This window comes from Embleya sp. NPDC059213 (assembly GCF_042754445.1).
Lineage (GTDB): Bacteria > Actinomycetota > Actinomycetes > Streptomycetales > Streptomycetaceae > Embleya.
Genome location: NZ_JBHZAV010000118.1, coordinates 14,353 through 29,631 on the forward strand (window position 1 = coordinate 14,353; position 15,279 = coordinate 29,631).

Here is a 15,279-nt window from a genome sequence, read left to right on the forward strand (position 1 = left end):
CGTCAGGCCGCGTCGGCGGCGTCGTTGCTGTCGGGCATGCGGAGCGCGACCGTCAGGCCGCCCCGAATCGCCCACCGGTCGCCTGCGGCGACCGCGTCGTCCAGGCACTGCCGACGCACTGGGCACCCCGCGCAGATCGCCAACGCCTGCCGAACCCGCGCAGCCCTGGTCTTGTCCGGATAATTGACGTTGCCGGTGCCGTACGGCGCGTCGTCCACGAACAACTCGGGGTCCGCGCCGCGACAGGCCGCGTCCCACTCCCACGGGCCGGACCCCGCCGACACCCACCGGCGCATGATCACTCGGTCCCTGGTCTGCATGCTGGCGGTCATCGCGCGGACTCCTCACGGGCGGCAGGGACGATCGACAGATCGGCCGGCAGAACGACCCCGGCCTCGGCCAGACGCTCGTACGCGTCGTTCAGCGCGGCCTTGGAGTCCTCGAACCGGACCCGCAGACGGGCCTGCGCCTCCCGGTACGACATCCGCGTCTCGCGCTTGACCAACTCGGTCAGCAGGTCCTGGACCAAGTCCTCGTGCGTGCGCTTCCCGGCCGCGTTCGCCGAGCGCTTCCCGGACGGCTTTCGCGACACCTGCGCGCCGCGCTTCCCGACCGCTTCCCGCCGCACGGTCGGAGCCGTTTCCCGAACCGCTTCCGGCCCGCTTTCCGGACCTGCTTCCGGGTTGGTGTCGTGCCGCTTCCCGCCCAGGTCGGAGCCCATTTCGTCGTCTCCGCGAAGCACGTCGCCGTCCCGGTTGGGAAGCGACTTCCCGTTCACGGCGGAAGCGGCGTGCGCACCCGCGTGGATCAGCACGTGGACGCGCCACAGGATCAGCGGCGCGAGAGCACTCACCGCGACCACCACCGCGACCGGCGGATGCCCCACCGGCAACAGGTGCGAGATCGAGTTCGCCACGATCATCACGACCACGGCGGGGAGCACTTCCTTGCGCGCCCGGAACGAGGCGATCACGTACGCGTCGATGCACACCGGCGCCGCGTACGACCAAGAGCCGAACCCCAACGCGACGAACAGTGCGAACTCACCCGACGCCGTCAGGCAGATCGCCGCCACCAACGCCACCCACGGCAGCAACTTCGTGACGAGCGAGCCGCGCGCCGCCCGGGCCACGACCTCGGCCTCGAACACGGCGCGATCGGCCGCCAGGCGCTCGTTCAGACCGGTCAACCGCGACCGCTCCAGGCCGATCTCCCGAGCCGCGAGATCCGCGTCGTACCGGGCCTGCGCACGCTCGGCCTCGACTAGGCGCTCGGCCTCGGCCCGCGCCTCACCCACCAGCCGCTCGGCATCGACCTCGGCGGCAGCCCTCGTACGCTTCAGCAACTCCGCCTGCCGAGCCCCGCGTTCTGCGGCCTCGCTCCGCAGCCGATCCGCCTCGGCCTTCGCGGCCTCCACCACCCGCCGGGCCTGCTCGGCGTCGGACTCGGCCTCCTCCTGGAGGCGCTTGGCGTACGCGGCCGCATCCCTACGGATCACCTCGGCCGCAGCGACCGCGTCCGACCGCAACGCGTCCGCCGACGACCGCGCGCTCGACACGATCACGTCGACCTGCTCGCGCGTCGCCCGCACCTCGGCCTCGGCCGCCTCGACGAGCCGGTTGGCGGCTATCTGCGCGGCCCGACGCCGGGCCTCGGCCGTATCCGCCGACTCGATCGCCTTCATCAACACGACCTCCGCCGTCGGCGGAGCCGGCAACAGCGTCGACAGGTCGATCACACCCGCGCTCATCGGGCATTACCCTCGTCGACCACCAGGTGCTCACCCCAGTGCACGACGTTTGCCCTCGTCTCGGGACGCGACCACAGGCCGCCCCCGTCGTGGAGCAGGGAAGCCGTCATGAACGACTCCCAATCCAGCGGAGACCACCGGTACTCGGTTCCCCGCGTGTCGACGCTCGTCGCCTCGATCAGCCGTGCCGGCTCGACCGGCCGCGCCTTGTCGAGCCGTACCTTCGGCATCCGACCGTTCGGCCGGACCCGAGCCATTCCCCATGCGCCCATCACGGGCTCCTCTCGATTCCATGGGTCTCACTGCCGCCCGGAACACCCGGGCGGTGGGGACGAACTAGAAGAGCGGGGCGTTTGCGCGGCGCGCCTCGGCCGCTGCGGCCGTCACCACCAGGTGCTCCGCGCCGGACCTGCACCGGCCGCACCACACCGCCAGGTCGCTCTCGCTCAAGGAGGCCGCGCGAACCATCGGCGTCGCCTCGTTCCGAGGAGCCACTGTCACCGAATCCACCCGCCCGCACAGGCCGTTCGCCTCGTGATGCCGCCGCCCGCACGCCCCCGAGCACACGCAGCGGGAATCGTTACGAGTCATCACGGCAGTCCAGAGAAGCGAGTCCGAGAGCGGCCTCACGACGGACCCCCAGGCGGCGGCACGGCGACGACATCGTCCGGCGCGGCCGGCCGGGGCGGCTCGAAGCCCGTCCACAATTCGACCCGGACGCCGATGCGCACGAATACCGCGCGGACCATGACCGTCCCCGAACTGGTGCCGAAAGGCATCTCTGTGACCGAGCCCCCGGTCCGCCGGGCGATGTCCGCGAGCAGGGCCAGGCGGGCCTGCACGCTCTGACCATTCCTGTGGATCAACTGGCCCGAGATCTCGGCCTCGACGGGCAACGAGTACGGCGTCCGCGGGACGATCCGCCACTCGTACACACTCGGCAGGGCCTCGGCCTCGGTCAGCAGGCCCATCAACACGCCGGTCAGCAGCAGGGCCCGCGTGTTCCGGTCGTCCTGCCGGTCCACGTCCGACCGGACCGTCTCCGACGCCGTCACGCCGCACCCTCGTCCGAGGAAGCCGGCGCCGACGGAACCGCGATCCACGCTGCCGTCCAGGCAGCGGCGTCGACCAGTTCGCCGGACTGCAGGGCCGCGTCGAGCAGCAAGTCCAAGGCCCTGACGGGCACAAGGATCCGCCCCCGCACCTTGATGCCCGGGAACTCGTCCTCACGGACGGCCCGGTAGAGCGTCATGTAGCTGACCCCGAGCGCGGCGGCGGCCTCGTCCAGGCCGATCGTCAGCTTCTGGGTGGTGTGCGTGATCCCGCGACGCTTGAACGTCACGGTCCTGGCCTGAACGGCACGTGCGGGCACACCCGCACCGCCGATACCCTGATCGGGCATCGCATCTCCTAGACAGAGTCCGATGTATCGCCCCGGCACTCGCACGGTGTTCCAGCACCGTGACCCCGAGCGCCGGGGCATTTGCATGCCTGTAGTTCAGCGACATCAACTGTGGTTCTCTCTGATGTCACTTGTAACCCTAGGACTACAGGACTCGACATGCAAGCGCCCGAAGCACGTTTCGTCTCCGGAAATTACCTCTGCGTGATCAAGGATTGCAGCGCACGAGCCTCGGCCTCGACTTGGTCCTCCGGCAGGATCGGGAAGGTGTCGTCGACCGGTAGCAGGGGGAACGGCGCGCCGGGGGCAGGGTCGGCGATGTATCTCGGCACCAGGTGGGTGTGCAGGTGAGGCAGCGAGTTGCCGAGCGTTTCGTAGTTGAGCTTCAGCGGTTGATAGTGCGCGATGAGCCCGCGCGCCACGTCCAGGACGTCCGCCCAGTAGCCGTTGGCCTCGGCCTCCGTGAGTTCGGTCGGCTCGGACACGTGCCGACCACGCCAGATCACCAGGGTGTATCCGCGCTGCACATCAGCCCGTTGCAGGTACGAATCGCTGTACCGCCCTGTGTGGATCCGAACGCCATACCGGTCTCGGTCAAGACGCTCCGAGGCGCACATCGAACAGCCGACACCCTTGACCAGCTGATCCCAGTTCGGCGGCCAGGTCCTAGTCATGCGGACTCCTCACTCGGTTCTTCCCACTCGAACGCGAACTCGTGTCGGTCGGCCGCGTACAGATCATCGGCGACCTGCAAGGTTCGGCCGTCCGCGTCGTAGTCGATGTGCAACATCCGCACTACGGGCACGCCGCGGTCCAGCTGCAACATGCGCGCCTCGTCAGGCGACGGCATCCTGGCGCGGAACACTTCGATTCCCCGAACGAACCGATGCCCGAGCGACTCGATGTACGAGTCCGGTCCTCCAGGCAGGGCGGCTGGTGACTCCAGGTCCGTCCCGGCCGCGAGCCACAGCGGGTAGTAGCTCGTGGAAATCACTGCCGGCTCGCCATCAAGCAACTGGAGACGCTGCCGCACCACAGCCTGGGCCGGACTGTCCACGCGCAACCAGTCGGCCACATCGCGCGGTGCGGCATCCGTCCCGACCTTGAGCATCCGGCGGGAGGGCACCTGCCCTTGAGATGCCGCCTCGGTGTCAAAGATCGGAAGCCCTGAGGCGCGGTGAGCACTGTGTCGAGACGAGGACGAGACGCGTCGCAGAGGGCGATGCTCCCGAACGAACGACCCGAAGCCCTTCCGGGTCACGACGAGGCCTTCAGCCACCAGGGTGCTCAAGGCGGCCCGGACTACGGTGCGGCTGACTCCGAACTCGTTCTGGAACTCGCTCTCGGACGGCAGCTTGCTTCCGGCCGCACGTGCGCCTGTCAGAACCTGCTCTCTGAGCAGATCCGCCAACTGCAACGACAACGACCTGTCCGCCAGCGGGTCCAGCGGGCTCGACATGACGGTGCTCCTGTAGTCCTCGGGTACCAGGAACGCTACAGGTCAGTGCTTTGTGTGGGGTGCACTGGCGGACGCGCTTTCGCGTAGACCCCGCGAATGCCAAGCATGGAGTGGGTGGTCGAAGGTCACCTGAAGGAGTAGGTGCCGCCCTGCCCCTCGGATCTCCCTCGGCGTACCTGACGCAGGCGTGCGCCAGTGGGTGTGCGCAGAGTCCGGACTCGCTAGTGCTTGTTAATTTTCCCCGTGATAATATCACGGGCATGGTTAACGACGTAGAGCGCGTCCAGGCCGGATTCGCAGGCCTGTGTGAGCCCCTGCACGACGCCTTTGCCTGGGCGGAAGCCATGCGCCGAGTGCGCTTGAAGGAGTTGGCTAGCCGCTCGGAGTACACATGGTTGGCAACGCACACCGTTCGCGGTTTCGCCCACCTCCGGCTTCAAGACATGGACCTTGGCCCGTGGTGTCTCGCTGGTAACCACGCGAGCAACGGCGCGCTCTGGCTTACGGACGGCGAGTATCGTGCCCGCATTCTGCATGCCGCCTCCGACAGCGACGTCCCGGCTCCCGGAGTCAACTACGCTCGCCGTGCCTTCTATCGGAACACGCCGTTGCCTCTGCAAGACACTCTCATGGGCCCGGCGAATGACCGTCTCTTGATCCTGTGGACCACCGATCCCGAGGATGGGGCGCCGTCCTTCCGCGTGGTCCGTCCCATCGGCAACTGGAAGTGGGGGACTCGTGCGATAACCGATCTCGATTTTGTTTTGCCCCGCTATGCGGAGGAACTAGCTGATCTGAGATTCGAGCCTTCTGACGAAGGACTCGACCTGTTCGTCCCGAACGAGGAGGAGGGCGATGCTGGCGGCCTCCCCGGGTGAGCGTCTGCGGACTCTAAGAGAACTGCTCGGCCTTACCCAGAAGCAACTAGAAGAAATGTCGGGCGTGAGCCAGGCTTGGATCTCCAATGTGGAGACCGGGACCCGCGAAGCGAACGACGAAACCCTGCGCATCATCGCGAGCGCAACAGACACCCCGGAAGGATTCTTCTACGTCCAGGAATCTGCGATCCCCCTTGATTCGCTCCGGTTCCGCAAACAGGCCTCCGCGAGTAAGTCCGATACGCGTCGAGTCCATACATTCTTCAAAGAAAGTTTCCGAGTCACGGAGGAACTCCTCGGGTTCGAGGAATACCCAACCCCTCCTCTTCCCTTTGCGACGGGGGATGAGATCGACGATGACGAGATGGAGGATCTTGCTGCGCAGACCCGTGAAGCGCTCCGGCTAGCACCCACGCAACCAATTCCCCACCTCCTACGAGCCATGGAGCGGGCGGGCATCGCCATTGCACCAGTTGCTCTGCCTGATCCAGGAGGTGAGGAGGGGATCACTGGGGGAACTCCGGGCCACTATGGCGTTTCGTATACGGGGGGCGTACACGAGCGCGCATTGGTCGGATATTTTCCAGGGCACTCAGGTGATCGTGACAGATTTACGCTCGCGCACGAGCTGGGTCACTTGGTTCTGCACACGTTTCGCCCACGCACCTCAGATCCTGAGGGTGAAGCTAATCGTTTCGCTGGGGCCCTCCTCGTACCTCACGTGAGGGCACTTGCAGACATCAACGAGAAGCTCACGTTGCACGAATACGCCCGACTTAAGGCCACATGGGGTGTCTCCATGGCTGCCTTGATTCAGCGTGGTGCTGCTGTGGACACCATCGGGCCAACGCGAAAGCGATCTCTGTACGTGCAATTGTCACGGAACGGATGGCGCAAGAAGGAGCCTGTCGAAGTCGTACAGGAGGAGCCGCTCCTGATGTGGACGGTCCTGTCGCGCCGCTTCGGGAGTCGACCCTACAAGCCCGCATCCGAGAGGCTCTCAGTTCACGGCGCGGTGCTGCGTTCGATTGCACCGATCGCACGCCGTGTCCCCGTTGCAGCTGGGGCGAGCGAGGACGGCAAGGTCGTTCAGTTGGGCCGTCGGTGAGAGTGGAAGCCCTCGCCGCCTTACAGCGGTGAGGGCTTCCGCGTGTCCGCTATTCTCGCCGAGACCCATACCGGTTCGTATTCAATTTCGGACAGCGTTGGCTGACGCGGCGTGCCGGCCGCATTTCCCCAGGTGAACTCGCGTGGACGGAGATCGATTCGGTGTTGTGGGCCACGTAGTCGTTTCATCTCAGCGTTTGACACGGTTTCGAATTGCGAGCGCAGCGAGGCCCAAGAGGACAGGTTCGAGGAAGCGTGACGTCATCTCGATGTAGGCCCCGGAGGTAGTTAGGTTCTGGCCGGACGAGCGGAAGGCCACGGAGTTTAGGACGACTCGCGTGGCCTTCTCGGCACGTTTGCTGGTCAGTCTCGTGTGGAGTGAACCGGTCAGGACAGGGTCGGGGTTGTCGACAGTGAGACGCACATCCTGTCCAGCGGCGGCCTGTTTGCCGACGACCTGGGGTTTGGGGTCGCTGGTGGGCAGTCCCCAGAGCATCATCGCCAGGACGGTTGCGGTCATGGCCAAGCCGAGCCAGGCCAAGGCGCGCGAGGCTCGCAGGCCGTAGCCGGACAAAGCCCAATAGGCGATGAGGAGTCCGCGTTCGCCGGGGGTGGTGTCATGGTGATCGTGGCGGCGCATCTCCATTTCGCCCATGTAGAAGTCGGCGGCTCCGGGTTCGTTTTTGCTGTCTTCGAAGGCTTTGCGCAGGTCGCGGTAGACAGGTGCGAGGTCGTCGGGTCCCGGGGTGAGGTCGGCGTCGGGGTGGTGACGTCCGGGTGTCCACTCTCGGGCGGTGGGCGCGGCCAGGTTGGTGGGTGGGGTGCGAGTGGCGCGCCAATGGTGTTCCTCGGCCAGGACACGACGCTTGGTCCAGCGTCGGGGTACGCCGTGGTGCCAGTGGATGCCGGTGGGGGTGCCAGCGAAGACGGTTCGACCGGTGAGGCGGAGTTGATCGAGGTGGAACGCACCTGTGAACACGCAGTCTGTGAGGTCGGTGTCGGTCAGGACCAGGTGCGCCGCGTCGACGCCGCGGAGGGACACTACGTGCACTGGCCCAGTTGTCGACCTGGTGGTCAGGGCGACCCCAGCCGAGGATGTGAAGGGTCTGGGGTGAGTGACGACTGCGATGGGTTGGGTGACGACTGCGTCTGTCAGGTCGAGTACGGCGTGGCGCAGGCGTAGCGTCGCAGTCGCGTCCCACCGGGTGCGTATGCAACGCATCTTGGCCGCTGCTGCTTCGAGTACCACCGGTACACCGAAGACAGCCCTAGACAAGTCAAGGGATCCCCAACATGCCAACGGGCCCAACTGCGACGTGGTGAGGAACCTCGCGCCGGTGAACCGGGCATCGGCATCGAACTTCGTGTAGTCGAATTGAGCGTCGTCGTTAAATGTCGCATTGTCAAAGGAGGCGTCGGCGATGAATGTCGTGTTGTGAAATAGAGCGGCAGCGTTGAACGTCGTGTTACCGAAGTAGGCTTGGGCCTTGAATAGCGCACCCATGGACCACATCTTGGCGTTAAATGTCGCTTTGGCGAACCAAACGTCGGCGTTGAACGTGACGCCGTCGAAAAATGCTTCGGTGCCGAACACAGTGCTAAGGAACCAGACATCGGCATTGAATGTCGTGTCGATGAAAGAGGCATCGGCGTTGAACGTCACCTCATTGAACCGGGCGTTGGAAAATGTCGCATCCTCGAATAGGGTCTCACCGTTGAAGATCGCTTCGTTGAATGTCGCGTCGGCGCTGAATATCGCGCCGTTGAAACGGACATCCGTGTTGAACGTCGCTTGGTCGAACGTGGCTTTGCCGAAATGAGGGTGCGCTGAGGTGGGGTCGCGGAGCGCATCGAGAATGGCAGTCAGGAGGGGACCGTCGAAGGTGGTGCCGCGGTGGTCGATGTCGGCACCGGGGGACAGGGTCGCAAGATACGCGGTCTGATCGGCGGCAGTGAGGTGGGCCAGGCATCGGGTATGCCCGGAGATGTGCACACCTCGGCAGCCGACAGGGTTGAGGACCGGATCGGCACCCTCTGCACAATGCGGCCATGGCGGCGGTGTGGGTGAAGGACCGGGGGGCAACGTCATGCCACCAAAGACGACCGCACGTGAGCACCGGGTTGCGGAACGATGAACCCGACCTCAGCCACTTGATGTGCCATCCGGCCGTCGACGGTCGGTTCCCGGGCAAAGTGGTGACGCCCATTGGGCGGTGACTCTCCGTGAGTCGTGCCGAGACTCGAACCGCACCTTTGGAGGGCCCGGCGAGAGGCTCGAATCGGGTCCCACAATTCCCAGAATTGAGTGATTGTCCACATGTTGAGACTCGGGCGCTATTCTGGGAATTGTGGGACGTGATTCGAGGATTGTGGGTCGCTGGGTGATGCCACGTCGTCAGCCGTCCAGAGCCCCCAATTCGGTCACGCTACGTTGATGGTTTCGGGAAGGGAAGGTCCATCTCGGCACCGCAGGCTGCACACGTCGCCTGTGGGCGCTCCCCGAGCGTGATGGTGCCCCACGGGCCGGCGCTGCCACATGCGCAGGCCAGAACGTCTACCTCGCTTGTGTTCTCCGTGGCGGCCTCGGGGAGTTCGGCGACGGTCGTGCGCTTGCCTCTGGCAGTGACGACCAGGCCCAGAGTGGCCAAGTGGGCGATGGCGCGGTGGGCCGTGCTGGCGGTAACGGCGTGGGTCTCGGCGAGTTCCTTGACCGGTGGCAGTGGTTGCCCGGCTGGGTAGTCGCCGTTGCGGATTGCCTTCTCCAGGACAGCCGCGATCTGCTCCCACGGATGGACCGGCTCTCGGGCCGGACCATCTCCCGGGCCCGGGAGATTCGGGGCGAGCATTCCGGCGGCGCGCTTGTCGGCCTCGCTGACCCATGCCGCGTACATCCGGAGGGTCGTGGCGCCGCCGCTGCCGTGGCCCAGTCGGCCCGAGACGGTTCGGAGGTCGACGCCCGCGGAGACCAGCTCGGTTGCGGAGTAGTGGCGCAGGGCTTGGATACGCGTGCTGCGCAGGCTGACTTCGAGGGCGAGGCGGCGGTACTTCTGACTGACGCTTGCCTTCCTCCAGGGCGTCGCGCCCTGTGGGTCGAGTGAGAATACGAAGGCGTCGTCTGTCGGCTCGACTTCGAGCTGCTGGCAGCGCGCCTCGTAGCGGTCGCGGAGGGCGACCAGGAGGTCGCCGGTGATCTCGTCGAAGGCGATGCGGCGGGCCTGGCGGGTCTTGGTGGCTTTCAGGTTGCTGTGCTTGTCCGTCGAGTTCTGGACGGACAGGATGCGCGCGTCGAAGTCGACGTCGCGCCAGCGGAGTCCGCAGAGTTCGCCGCGGCGGCAACCGGCGACCATCGCGACGAAGAGCATCGTGCCCCAGTCCAGGTCGCGCCCCCACGCGGTGTTGAGGAGGCGGGCCGCCTCAGCGGCCGAAGGCGGGTCGGGCGTAGTCGGCTCGAACGCCGGGGGCTGGGCCAGGTCAACCTCGTTGATGGTCAGGTACTTCCACCGGACGCCGCGGCCGAAGGCGCCGCTGAGCATGAAGTGGATTTTGCGGACCGTGTTGGCGGCGAGCGGGACGCACGTGTGGCCGGCGCGCTTCTTCCCCGAGCACAGGTCCTTGCACAGCCGCAGCCGGGCGTAGAAGCGTTCCAGGAGTTCGGCGTCGACCGTTGCGGCCTGCTCGGCACCGAGCGTGGGGACGATGTAGAGCCGGTTCAGCTGCTCGTAGCGTTCGCTGGTGCTGTCCTCGTGTTCCGCGACCTCCATCCACTTCGTCATCAGGTCGGCGACGGTGATGCGGCTGCGGGGATGTTGCCGGGCGTCGACGAGCGCCTGGAGGCGAGTCTTGGCCTTCTCGGCCTCCGGCTCGGTGGGGCAGGTCTCGCGCAGGCGCCGCGGCTCCTTGGTGAGCGGGTCGATGCCCGCGTACACCACGGCCCGCCAGGATCCGCTGGGGAGTTGCTCAATGTAGCCGCGAGGGCGGCGCTTCGGTCGGTCGGCCATGGCCGGAGGTTAGGCCGAGAACCATGATCGATTTCCCTCGTCCCACGACCCGTCCCACGAACCACGAAACCCCGGCCGAAGCCGGGGTTTCTTGCCTGGTCAGGCGTGGTGCCCCCAGCAGGATTTGAACCTGCGACACCCGCTTTAGGAGAGCGGTGCTCTATCCCCTGAGCTATGGAGGCTTCGGGGCCGTGTGGTCCCGCAGGACAGGGTAGCGGAACGGTTGCCGGGGTGGCCGGCGGCTTTGTGGCCGGTCAGGGTTTGCCGACGGTGAGGATGACGGCGGAGTCCTCGAGGGCCTCCAGGGTGTGCGGCTCGGTGGGGATGACCAGGAGGTCGCCGGAGCTGCCCTCGACCGACTCGTCGTCGGCGGTCAGTCGCACCCGGCCGGTCAGCACGATCAGCGACGCCTCGCCGGGGCTGGTGTGTTCGGCCAGCGAGTTGCCGGTGGTCAGGGCGATCAGGGTCTGCCGCAGGTGTTGGCGGGAGCCGCCGAGCATGGTGACCGAGCTGCGGCCGGACGAGGTGCTGCGGGCCGACGCGAGTTGCTCCTTGGTGGCCGTCCGGAGCGAGATTTTGTCCATGTATGCCAGTTTCGCGGGCGATCACTCTCCGCGCATGTTCTGGATGCGCCCGGGCGTGCGCGGTTCGGCGGGTCGGGCGATGCTGGGCGGATGGGCGTGGCCTGTGCCGAGACGCCCACGATGGCCGCCGCGGGCGCTGCCCGGCGGTCGGGATCGAGGCCGCTGAGAGGGGATAACCACTTGCTCGGGCATCGAAGAATGAAGCTCATGACCACAGACGAAAGTGTTCGTACGCGGGGGACCGTGTTCGATCGGGACGGGGCACTGGTCGCCGACTACCGGCTGGGCAATCGTTCGGGGCGCCCGGCCGCGCTCGACCTGCGCCTGCACCGGCTTCCGGCCGAACTCGCCGCGCCCGCCATCCTGACCGCGCTGCCCGGGTGGGTGGTGTCGGCCCGCGCGGACACCGGCGCGGTGCTGGTCGCTGCGGGCGGCCGGTTGATGCGCCATCTGCATCAGTACTTCCGCGATCTGGGTCCGGATCTCGGGGACGCCACGTGGGCCGAGCCCGGGATCGAGGTGCGCGCGGCGGCGTCCGTGCCGTCCTCGGAGTTGTACGACACCTGGATCGCCGCCTATCCGCCGGAGCACCCGGACGGCGGTGACGACGCGAGCCCGGAGAACCTGGCGGGTCTGTTCGACGGCCGCGCGCTCGGGCCGTTGTTCGGGTTCAGCACGGTCGCGTTCGACGAGGGGCGGGTGGTCGGCGCGGTGCTGGTCAACGACGCCGAACTGCTCGGCCCGTGGATCACCGAGGTCTTTCGCGACCCGGATCCCAAGTACGCGGGGCTCGGCGGCCGGTTGTTGCGACACACGCTCGGCCTGGCGCTGCTCGACGGGCTGCCCTCGATCGGGCTCGCGGTCACCGAGGGCAATCCGGCCCGGGCGGTGTACGAGCGGCTCGGATTCCGGCCGGGCGAGTCGTTCATGACGATCGTGCTGCCGGGAGGGGAGCGGTAGACAGTCCTTCGATGACGTGAGACATTTGTGTCTCACAAGGATTGAGGATGTCTCATGGCCGGCTCCACCGCCCTTCGCCCCGCGCCCGACCCGTTGCGCTGGGCCGTGCTCGCGATCCTGTCGGGGAGCCTGCTGATCATCTCGATGGACGCGACCATCCTGAACGTCGCGTTCCCGTCCCTGGTCGCCGATCTGCGGCCCGGCTCGGTCGAGCAGTTGTGGATCATCGACTCGTACGCGCTCGCGTTGTCCGGCCTGTTGGTCACCGCGGGCGCGCTCGGGGACCGCTGGGGGCGCAAGCGGCTGCTGCTCGTCGGCTTCGCGATCTTCGCGCTGGCCTCGCTGCTGGCCGTGGCGGCGACCGCCGCCTGGCACGTGATCGCGGCCCGGGTGCTGCTCGGCGTGGGCGGTGCGGCGATCATGCCGTCCACGCTGACCATCCTGCGCCAGGTGTTCACCGACGCCCGCGAGCGGGCCTTCGCCTACGCCGTGTGGTCGGCGGTCTTCGGCGGCGGCATGGCGCTGGGGCCGGTGGTCGGCGGGCTGCTCGTGCAGTCGCACGGTTGGCAGTCGGCGTTTTTGTTGAACGTGCCGATCGCGGTCGCGGTGATCGGGTTCGGCCTGTGGTTGTTGCCCGAGTCGCGTTCGCCGCGCTCCGGCGCGTGGGACTGGCCCGGTGTCGGCCTGTCGATCGTCGGCATGGGCACCCTCGCGGGCGGCGTCAAGCAGCTCGGCAAGGGTGGCGTCGGCGATCCGGTCGCGTGGGTCCTGCTCGTGGTGGCCGCGCTCACGCTGACCGTGTTCGTCCGTCGCCAGTTGCGGCTGACCAATCCGCTGCTCCAGGTCCGGCTGTTCACCGATCGGGCGTTCAGCATGGCCGCGACCGCGATCTTCCTGGGCATGCTCGGGCTGGGTGCGGCGCTGTTCCTGCTCAGCCAGTGGTTCCAGTACGTGCAGGGCTACAGCCCGGTCTCCGCCGGTCTGCACCTGCTGCCCGCGCCGATCGCGCTGATCCTGGCGTCGATGTTCGTACCCTCGCTGATGCACCGCTTCCCACCTCGGAACGTGCTCGCGATCGGCCTGGCGCTGATGGCGCTGGGGCTCGCGCTGCCGTGGATCGGGCAGCACTTCCGGGACGTGGACTATGCGCTGGTGGGCACCTCGCTCGCGGTGGTCGGGCTGGGTGTGGGCACCTTGGCCACGGTCGCGTCGGTGGTGCTGATGTCCTCGGCGCCCGCCGCCGATTCCGGTGGCGCGGCGGCGATCGACGAGACCGCGTACGAACTCGGCGCCGCGCTCGGCGTCGCGATCCTGGGCAGCATGGCGTCCGCGCTCTACCGGCCGACCTGCCCGACCTCGACCTCGACTCGGCCGACGCGGCGGCGGTGCGCGAGTCGATCGGGGACGCGTCCGTGGTCGCGGATCGACTCGGCGCGAGCGCTCTCCTGGGCCGGGCCGGCGACGCCTTCACGGCCGCGATGACGCCGACCTTCCTGGTCGGTGGCGTGGTCGCGCTGGTCGCCGCCGTACTGGCCTGGCGGCTGATCCCGCGCGACCTGGAGCCCGCGCCGGACGCGCACTGACGGCCGGCCGAAAGCGGTCCCTCCCGGGGGTGCGCGGGGGCGTCGGGTCCGGAAGATCGGAACATCCGGGCCTCGTCGACCGTTGAGCGGGACGTAGGCACACCGAATGTGCATGCGGGGCCCGACGCCGGGCAGGCGCTCTCAAGGGCCGCTATCGGCCAACCTTTCAACAGTACATCTTCGGACGGAATATCACAGGCTTCTCGTTCGTTCGAAATATTGACGAATGCGAATGAAAGTGAGGGGCTAGAGCATGCCGACTACACGTGGTGTGGCCCGACAGGGCGCCGAGCGAGTGGCGGCTTCCCGCACGCGGAAGGCTGCCGACGTCGAGCGCGACACGGTCGGTGTGTACCTGGACGAGATCAGCCGCACGAAGCTGCTCGACGCGGAGCGCGAGGTCGAAATGTCCAAGGACATCGAAGCCGGGCTGTACGCACGCAGGCTGATCGACGACGACGCGGTGCCCGAGGGCGTCGACCGGGCCGAGTTGGAGCGGCTGATCGAGCGCGGCGCGGCGGCCAAGGAGTTGTTCATCCAGGCCAACCTGCGACTGGTGGTCTCCGTCGCCCGACGCTACCCGCGTAGCGGGATGCCGTTCCTGGACCTGGTTCAGGAGGGCAACGTGGGCCTGGTCCGCGCGGTCGAGAAGTTCGACTACGCGAAGGGCTTCAAGTTCTCCACCTACGCGACCTGGTGGATTCGGCAGGCGATCACCCGGGCGATGGCGGATCAGGCGCGCACCGTGCGACTGCCCGTGCACCTGGTCGAGGAGCTGAGCAAGATCCGCCGGGTGCAGCGGGAGTTCGCCCGTGACCACGGGCGCGATCCCGAGATGACGGAGATCGCCGAGGCGGTGGGCTCCACGCCCGAGCGCGTCGTGGACGTGATCGGCTGGGCGCGCGACCCGATCAGCCTGGACACCCCGGTGGGTGACGACGGCGAGACCGAGTTGGGCGAACTGGTCCAGGAGACCGATCCGTTGACGCCGGAGGACATCACCCTGGCGACGCTGCGGCGCGAGCAGATAGCGAGCCTGGTGGGTCGGCTGGACGGCCGCACGGCCACGATCCTGCGGGCGCGCTACGGCATGGCGGACGGCAAGGAGCACACGCTGACCGAGGTCGGCAAGCAACTCGGGCTCACCCGTGAGCGGATCCGCCAGATCGAGAAGCAGGCCCTGGTCGAGCTGCGCGAGTTGGCCACCGCCCAGGGGCTCGAAGCCGCGTGAGCGGGTTGCCGCCGGAGCGCCGGCACACTGATGCGATGGCCGAGGCGGATGTGCGTGCGACGAGTGGACCGGGCGAACCGAGGCGGCGGGACCGGTTCGGTTGGGACGACCTGCTTCCCGAGGTGAGTTCGGACGAGACCGATGCGGGTTGGGGCGACGAACGCCCGGCCTCGGACCCGGCGGACCTGCGCCGGTTCCTGGACGACAAGCCGCCGCATCACCTCTGAGTCCGGAACGGGCCCGGGGCCACCGGTGCGAAACGAGACGGCGGGGCCCCGGCAAAAGTGGTTCGATGTAGCGGACCCCCCCGATGGAGTGGGTACCGCA

16 protein-coding genes and 1 tRNA gene are annotated in these 15,279 nt (G+C 67.4%); 6 read left to right on the top strand and 11 right to left on the bottom strand.

Going from position 1 to position 15,279, the window contains the following annotated elements:
- Positions 1–2 precede the first annotated feature (2 nt).
- The 7 genes from ACFXMF_RS32895 to ACFXMF_RS32925 all read right to left on the bottom strand — a co-directional run bounded on the left by ACFXMF_RS32895 (position 3) and on the right by ACFXMF_RS32925 (position 4,611).
- The gene (locus ACFXMF_RS32895) at positions 3–332 is read right to left on the bottom strand and encodes a WhiB family transcriptional regulator (protein ID WP_379990423.1); all 330 of its coding nucleotides are present in this window, start codon (positions 330–332) and stop codon (positions 3–5) included.
- Positions 329–1,750 (bottom strand): hypothetical protein, encoded by a 1,422-nt coding sequence (locus ACFXMF_RS32900; protein WP_379990421.1) that lies wholly within the window; start codon positions 1,748–1,750, stop codon positions 329–331. Before ACFXMF_RS32900 ends, ACFXMF_RS32895 begins: the two co-directional genes overlap by 4 nt.
- On the bottom strand, positions 1,747–2,022 hold the full coding sequence (locus ACFXMF_RS32905; RefSeq protein WP_379990420.1) for a hypothetical protein: 276 nt from the start codon (positions 2,020–2,022) through the stop codon (positions 1,747–1,749). Before ACFXMF_RS32905 ends, ACFXMF_RS32900 begins: the two co-directional genes overlap by 4 nt.
- A gap of 354 nt (positions 2,023–2,376) precedes the next feature.
- A complete protein-coding gene (locus ACFXMF_RS32910) occupies positions 2,377–2,805 on the bottom strand; it encodes a hypothetical protein (protein ID WP_379990419.1) in 429 nt (142 codons plus the stop codon).
- Positions 2,802–3,152, bottom strand: coding sequence for a helix-turn-helix domain-containing protein (locus ACFXMF_RS32915; RefSeq protein ID WP_379990418.1), 351 nt, complete (start codon positions 3,150–3,152; stop codon positions 2,802–2,804). The genes ACFXMF_RS32910 and ACFXMF_RS32915 overlap by 4 nt, the downstream gene beginning before the upstream one ends.
- Before the next feature lie 194 nt (positions 3,153–3,346).
- Positions 3,347–3,826, bottom strand: coding sequence for an HIT family protein (locus ACFXMF_RS32920; RefSeq protein ID WP_379990417.1), 480 nt, complete (start codon positions 3,824–3,826; stop codon positions 3,347–3,349).
- Positions 3,823–4,611 (bottom strand): GntR family transcriptional regulator, encoded by a 789-nt coding sequence (locus ACFXMF_RS32925; RefSeq protein WP_379990416.1) that lies wholly within the window; start codon positions 4,609–4,611, stop codon positions 3,823–3,825. Before ACFXMF_RS32925 ends, ACFXMF_RS32920 begins: the two co-directional genes overlap by 4 nt.
- A 260-nt stretch (positions 4,612–4,871) precedes the next feature.
- On the opposite strand from ACFXMF_RS32925, the gene ACFXMF_RS32930 reads away from it, so the two are divergent.
- Complete coding sequence (locus ACFXMF_RS32930; protein ID WP_379990414.1) at positions 4,872–5,489, top strand: hypothetical protein; 618 nt, start codon at positions 4,872–4,874, stop codon at positions 5,487–5,489.
- A complete protein-coding gene (locus ACFXMF_RS32935; protein ID WP_379990413.1) occupies positions 5,467–6,597 on the top strand; it encodes an XRE family transcriptional regulator in 1,131 nt (376 codons plus the stop codon). The genes ACFXMF_RS32930 and ACFXMF_RS32935 overlap by 23 nt, the downstream gene beginning before the upstream one ends.
- A 189-nt stretch (positions 6,598–6,786) precedes the next feature.
- Here ACFXMF_RS32935 and ACFXMF_RS32940 read toward each other — a convergent pair whose 3' ends face one another.
- From ACFXMF_RS32940 to ACFXMF_RS32955, 4 genes are all read right to left on the bottom strand, one after another.
- On the bottom strand, positions 6,787–8,589 hold the full coding sequence (locus ACFXMF_RS32940) for a pentapeptide repeat-containing protein (protein WP_379990412.1): 1,803 nt from the start codon (positions 8,587–8,589) through the stop codon (positions 6,787–6,789).
- Between the two features lie 433 nt (positions 8,590–9,022).
- The gene (locus ACFXMF_RS32945; RefSeq protein ID WP_379990411.1) at positions 9,023–10,594 is read right to left on the bottom strand and encodes a tyrosine-type recombinase/integrase; all 1,572 of its coding nucleotides are present in this window, start codon (positions 10,592–10,594) and stop codon (positions 9,023–9,025) included.
- A 106-nt stretch (positions 10,595–10,700) separates the two neighbouring features.
- Positions 10,701–10,776 (bottom strand) — tRNA-Arg (locus tag ACFXMF_RS32950).
- Between the two features lie 72 nt (positions 10,777–10,848).
- Complete coding sequence (locus tag ACFXMF_RS32955) at positions 10,849–11,178, bottom strand: cupin domain-containing protein (RefSeq protein WP_360318165.1); 330 nt, start codon at positions 11,176–11,178, stop codon at positions 10,849–10,851.
- A 207-nt stretch (positions 11,179–11,385) separates the two neighbouring features.
- On the opposite strand from ACFXMF_RS32955, the gene ACFXMF_RS32960 reads away from it, so the two are divergent.
- From ACFXMF_RS32960 to ACFXMF_RS32975, 4 genes are all read left to right on the top strand, one after another.
- On the top strand, positions 11,386–12,138 hold the full coding sequence (locus ACFXMF_RS32960; RefSeq protein ID WP_360318163.1) for a GNAT family N-acetyltransferase: 753 nt from the start codon (positions 11,386–11,388) through the stop codon (positions 12,136–12,138).
- 54 nt (positions 12,139–12,192) lie between these two features.
- Positions 12,193–13,620: an MFS transporter gene (locus ACFXMF_RS32965; protein ID WP_379990410.1), complete on the top strand. Its 1,428-nt coding sequence runs from the start codon at positions 12,193–12,195 to the stop codon at positions 13,618–13,620.
- A 354-nt stretch (positions 13,621–13,974) separates the two neighbouring features.
- A complete protein-coding gene (locus ACFXMF_RS32970) occupies positions 13,975–14,952 on the top strand; it encodes a sigma-70 family RNA polymerase sigma factor (protein WP_360318157.1) in 978 nt (325 codons plus the stop codon).
- Between the two features lie 35 nt (positions 14,953–14,987).
- Positions 14,988–15,179 (top strand): hypothetical protein, encoded by a 192-nt coding sequence (locus ACFXMF_RS32975; RefSeq protein WP_360318153.1) that lies wholly within the window; start codon positions 14,988–14,990, stop codon positions 15,177–15,179.
- Positions 15,180–15,279: the final 100 nt, after the last annotated feature.